Origin of the sequence: Pedobacter superstes (genome assembly GCF_037622515.1) — a bacterium.
Classification (GTDB): Bacteria; Bacteroidota; Bacteroidia; order Sphingobacteriales; family Sphingobacteriaceae; genus Paradesertivirga; species Paradesertivirga superstes.
In genome coordinates, this window is record NZ_JBBJCN010000015.1 from 1 (window position 1) to 4,907 (window position 4,907).

The window sequence follows — 4,907 nt, forward strand, 5'->3', positions numbered from 1 at the left end:
GGTTTCTTGGAGAAGGAGGTGTCTGACAAGTGATAATACAACACTATTAAGCTGAGCGCTGACATCAAATGCGTGTATGTTAAGGTCATCTGTCTATTGTAATGGCAGTTTTCGGGAATGATGCAAAGATTAAGGCTGCAAATATTTATTCTTCCTTCAATCCAGTACAAACCAAATCATAATAAACCTTAATATTTATCAATTTGGTAAGGAGACGCTCTTACAACAAAAACCCGCCTCCTAGTAAATCATTTCCCTCATAAAATACTGCCGATTGCCCTGGGGCTATTCCACTTACCGAATGATGGAAATCCACTTTCATGTTCTCTCCAACCTGAACAATAGAACTTATCGTTCCTGCGTCCTTATAGCGAATCTTGGTGATTGCTTCCATAGGCTCATTGATGCTTCCGTATTTTATCAGGTTTAATCCCCTCACAAGGGCAGTAGAGCGCTCCAGTTCATCCGCGGTGCCTAAGACGACCGTGTTTATCGCGGGCATAATCTCTGTCACAAACATAGGGTGACCGAAAGCAATTCCAAGTCCCTTACGCTGACCTATAGTGTAAAATGGATACCCTTTATGTTTCCCAACAACAGTACCATCTGTTAAAATATAATTGCCCGGACCTATTTTCTCATCCAGATCTTCAACCCGGTTTCTTAAAAATGCGCGGTAATCATTATCAGGAACGAAGCATATTTCATAGCTCTCGCTCTTTTTAGCGAGCTCTTCCTGGCCCATATCCAAAGCCATTTGCCTGATTTCTGCTTTCGCGAAACTTCCTAAAGGGAATTTAGTCCTTGCAAGATTCTCCTGTGATACGCCCCAAAGAACATAGGATTGATCTTTATTTTCGTCTTTCCCTTTAGAGATTACATAGCGACCATTATCGTGCTGACGAATATTGGCATAATGCCCGGTCGCGATGAATTCGCAATCCAGTTTGTTTGCCCGTTTTAATAAGGCATCCCATTTTATGTGCGTGTTACATAAAACGCAGGGGTTGGGGGTGCGGCCCGCAAGATATTCATCTACAAAGTTGTCGATTACAAAGTCGCCGAATTCACTTCTGATATCTAAAATGTAATGGGGGAAACCATAACCAACAGCAAGTGCTCGTGCGTCATTTATAGAGTCAAGGCTGCAGCAGCCGGTCTCTTTTGACGAGCTTCCGGAAGAAGCATAGTCCCATGTTTTCATGGTTAAACCGATAACTTCATATCCCTGCTCGTGGAGCATAACTGCTGCAACGGAGCTGTCTACTCCGCCGCTCATTGCCACTAAAATTCTACCGTGCTTGCTCATCTTTAAAGGCAACAAAGATAAGTTTAATTTGAAGAATTTATCAGCCCGGAGAGTCAGAAACTTGTAATAAAGGGGACCTTAAACGGTCGAATTTGAGATTAACTAATGGTTAATTAGCGTTATTTATCAGATAGATAGTATACTTTATATGATTTAACAGATTAGGTGCGTGTATTTCTTAGCCGTTTCATATTTTTCCAGAATTCTTGTTGGAAACTGCTCCTTTTTTTTCTCATCAAGTCTCCTGACGTCCCCGAGCTATTCTATCTCTCCAGCCCTTTTATGATAGGGTTGGAGGTTTATCTTCTGCTTCAATTCGAATAACTGGAGGAGTATCCAGAGCACCCTGAACAAAGATTAAGCACTCTCTGCTTAATCAAGTAGTATGTGTTTTATTTAATGAATATGCCATGTGTGCTCTTAAAAGAGGAGGCAGGTTATGGAAAGGAATGAACCTTTTAGAGTATGCAATACATCTCATTCATTCATTCCAATATTCTGGGTTATCCAATATAATTGCTGAGTATGTTGATACACCAATGAGAATGTTTTGATTGTATGATCTGAGTTAATTTACTAGGATATCGATTCAAACCAATATGCTAAAAATTAGCTACTTGTTCAATTTTCATTACTCTGGTACACTAAGTTTTTTCATATTTATAAAAACTTCATGTAAACTATATATAAAGCTATTAGGTAGTAATATAAGAATGTGAATGTCTCCGATTCATCTTTTTATAAAACGGGTTCCGCGGAACGTTCGAATTAGCTTTTCAAATCGAGCAAACAAGAACCGTCATAATCAGTTTTGCTATCATAAAACCCTGGCATGCCGAAAAACCTGATATATTTGATTATTGTAACAGGTACATTATGTTGCTGTAAACCATTTAACTCTAATACTACGAAAAAGGCTCAGCTTAGCTATATCAGCTCCTCAGAATTAGTGGCCTATCCTTCAGGATCGACTATTTCATTCTATGGAGGCAACATTTACTTAATGGGCGATGATTCCAGGACATTGCTTGTGTTGGATCCCTCTCTGAATATTACAGACACCATTACCTTATTTCCCGGTTCCAATACACGGATTAAAAAGATTGATAAGGCCGATATAGAATCGTCCGAATGGATAGGGAACAAGCTTTACCTGTTTGGATCGGGCTCTTTATCTTCGCAACGCGACAGCGGTTTTGTGTTCAATCCTGAAACCCGGCAAATAGAACGCATAGAGCTTGGCAGCTTTTATCAAAAAATACGTGAAAGCGGAATTCCAGAGTTAAACCTGGAGGGTGCGGCATTGGTAAAGGATCATTTACTTTTCGTTAACCGAAGTAATCTTCGGCACAAAAACAATCATCTGATACTAAGTCCTGTTAAAAATTTGCTGCACGCCCCCAGTCATACCATTACTTTAACATTACCCGGAAAGGCAGGCGTCTCGGGAATCGTTTATTTGCAGGAAATGGATCTGCTGCTACTTACTGCATCTGAAGAGGAAACCAGCAGTGCCTATGGCGATGGTGTTATTGGCGAAAGTTATCTGGGTTTGATACCGGATATATCGGCTAAGTTAGCCCTGGCAGAGATTGCTCCGGATCAGTGGATTCCCTTAGGAGGAATTCATAATGATTTCCTGGGACAAAAAATTGAATCTGTATGTGCCTTAAGTACTGCTGAGAATAAACTGAAATTGTTTCTTGTTGCAGATAACGACAATGGCACCACCAGGATATTTAACCTGGCACTGCAACTGTAAGTATCGTTTTACAAATCTTCCTTATCTGGTGTACGATATGCTAATGCGCTCAAAGGCCGCGGAGGCCGGGCATTTCGCTTATCGATTTACCAGCGGCTTTAATTTTGAGCCCAATAACTCAATACACTGAATCAGTTTATCATGAGGTAACTCTGCACTATCGAGCTGGAAAGTAAGCCTGGTAATACCACCAAGTGCTTCGCTATGGCGGAGAATCTTTTCCGCCACTTCCTCCGGACTGCCTACCAGTAACGCACCCCGCGGTCCGGCCTGAGCTTCGAAATGGCTCCTCGTCATGGGCGGCCATCCTCGTTCCCTGCCTATTTTAGTCATTGATTCGGCATAGCCCGGATAAAATTCATCCACCGCCTGTTTCGTGCTTGCCGCTACATAGCCCAGCGAGTGCAAGCCCACTTTTAACTGCTCAGGCTTAAACCCGGCTTTTTTCCCGGCTTCGCGATACAGATCAACAAGAGGACGAAACTGATGTGTTTCACCTCCAATAACAGCAACCATTAAAGGCAAGCCAAGAGCACCCGCCCGGGCGAAAGAAGCCGGCGTACCACCCACGCCCAGCCAAATCGGAAACGGCTCTTGTGCCGGTCGCGGATAAACGGGCTGATTTTGAAGGGCTGGTCTGAATTTGCCCGACCAGGTGACAAACTCATTATCACGAATATTGAGTAACAGGTCGAGTTTTTCTGTAAAAAGCTGGTCGTAATCATTGAGACTGTAACCAAAAAGAGGGAAGGCGTCTATAAACGATCCGCGGCCCACTACCATTTCGGCACGGCCAGCCGAAATCAGGTCGAGCGTTGCGAATTCCTGGAATACCCTTACAGGATCGGCTGCACTAAGCACAGTAACCGCACTGGTAAGGCGGATTTTCTTTGTACGGGCAGCAGCGGCGGCTAAAATAAGAGAGGGTGCAGAATCAAGAAATCCTTTCCGGTGATGTTCGCCGATGCCAAAAATGTCAAGGCCCGTTGTATCCGCCAGTTCAATTCGCTCAAGCAGCTGGGCAACGGCGTCGGTATCATTTATCGCTTTACTTGCATTGCCGCTAAACATAGCAGCAAAACTGTCAATTCCAATTTCTATAGGGCTTGAGTTCATTGTATTCAATTTTTATCAAACATAATCAAACCACGTATTTACTTATAAAAAAGAAAATAACATAATTACCGTCATATCGAACCTCGGCTATTTTTGTGATAGGATTGAGCGGGTGAGATATCTCTGCGGTACGAAGGTTACAGGTCCATAGCCTGGAGACCTCTCCCTGCGTAAATCCCCGCACAGGGCCGCTCGAGGTGACGGGATTTGGAAGGTTCCGTTTTTTATGGGTTCTGTTAATAACCTATAAAAAAGCAAATGACATAATCCCCCGTCATATCGAACCCGGCATTTGTGTGTTAGGATTGCGCGGGTGAGATATCTCCGCGGTACTAAGGTTACACTTCCATAGCGTGGAGACCTCTCTCTGCGCAAATCCCTACACAAGCCCGTTCGAGGTGACGAGATTTGGGAGGTTTCGTTTTTATGGAAACAGTAGTTGCCTGTAAAAATGCTCAAAACATAATTCCCCGTCATATCGAATTCGCATGGGAGTTGGGATATCAAATATCGCTTGTTGTAAGATTCGATTTGTGTTCCGCTCATGGCCGCGGAGAGGCCTAGTAACTTTTGTCTTGAAACAAAAGTCACCAAAAAAATCAAGAACAGAAAAATGCTCAGCCGCTTTTCTGTTCGGGCCAGCGCTCGCATTTCGGTTATTTGCTAAAGGGCTTGACGGGTAACTCTGTTATGGAGGCTGCGATTTCCTGTAAAGCGTCG

Annotated in this window: 3 protein-coding genes; 1 reads left to right on the forward strand and 2 read right to left on the reverse strand. The window is 43.2% G+C overall.

Annotated features, from left to right (window positions below):
- Window positions 1–220: 220 nt before the first annotated feature.
- Window positions 221–1,309 (reverse strand): tRNA 2-thiouridine(34) synthase MnmA, encoded by a 1,089-nt coding sequence (gene mnmA, locus WG906_RS19285; RefSeq protein ID WP_339994529.1) that lies wholly within the window; start codon window positions 1,307–1,309, stop codon window positions 221–223.
- Window positions 1,310–2,141: 832 nt separating this feature from the next.
- Between mnmA and WG906_RS19290 the strand changes: the two genes are divergently transcribed.
- A complete protein-coding gene (locus WG906_RS19290) occupies window positions 2,142–3,071 on the forward strand; it encodes a DUF6929 family protein (protein WP_339994530.1) in 930 nt (309 codons plus the stop codon).
- A 78-nt stretch (window positions 3,072–3,149) separates the two neighbouring features.
- Here WG906_RS19290 and WG906_RS19295 read toward each other — a convergent pair whose 3' ends face one another.
- Window positions 3,150–4,187: an LLM class flavin-dependent oxidoreductase gene (locus tag WG906_RS19295; RefSeq protein WP_339994531.1), complete on the reverse strand. Its 1,038-nt coding sequence runs from the start codon at window positions 4,185–4,187 to the stop codon at window positions 3,150–3,152.
- Window positions 4,188–4,907: the final 720 nt, after the last annotated feature.

What these genes read in the sequence shown, in the direction of transcription:
- WG906_RS19290 (WP_339994530.1), top strand. Translation starts at nt 2,142, where the DNA reads ATGCCGAAAAACCTGATATATTTGATTATTGTAACAGGTACATTATGT.
- mnmA (WP_339994529.1), bottom strand. Translation starts at nt 1,309, where the DNA reads ATGAGCAAGCACGGTAGAATTTTAGTGGCAATGAGCGGCGGAGTAGAC.
- WG906_RS19295 (WP_339994531.1), bottom strand. Translation starts at nt 4,187, where the DNA reads ATGAACTCAAGCCCTATAGAAATTGGAATTGACAGTTTTGCTGCTATG.